Source organism: Streptomyces sp. NPDC002386 (genome assembly GCF_053593175.1).
In genome coordinates, this window is the sequence record NZ_JBSFBX010000002.1 from 158550 (window position 1) to 158986 (window position 437).

A 437-nucleotide genomic window follows, 5' to 3' on the forward strand; every position below is an offset into this window, starting at 1 on the left:
ATCGAACCGGCGCACCTGCAACAGCGTGCTGCCGAGATTATTCAAAGCCTGCCCCTGACCATGCCTGTCATCAACCTCACGGAAAATAACAATCGCCTGATAAAAAGCATCGAGCGCTTCATCGAACCGGCGCACCTGCAACAGCGTGCTGCCGAGATTATTCAAAGCCTGCCCCTGACCATGCCTGTCATCAACCTCACGGAAAATAACAATCGCTTGAGAAGTGGCCGCGACAGATTCATCAAATCGGCGAAGACGTTGATGCAACAAACCGAGATTGCTTAGGATCTGCCCAGTTCCGTGACGCCCAAGCTTGATTTCACGATATGTGGCTAGCGCTCGCTCGTAAGCATCCGCCGCCTCATCAAACCGACGCATCTCTTGCAGAACAAGCCCAAGATTATTGAGAGCCTGTGCCGCTCCTAGCCGATCCCCGG

At 53.8% G+C, this 437-nt stretch carries 1 protein-coding gene; it reads right to left on the bottom strand.

Annotation, left to right across the window (positions count from 1 at the left end; translation table 11 throughout):
- On the bottom strand, positions 1–437 hold a 437-nt coding region (locus ACWCPN_RS04830; RefSeq protein WP_451202436.1), incomplete at both ends, for a tetratricopeptide repeat protein.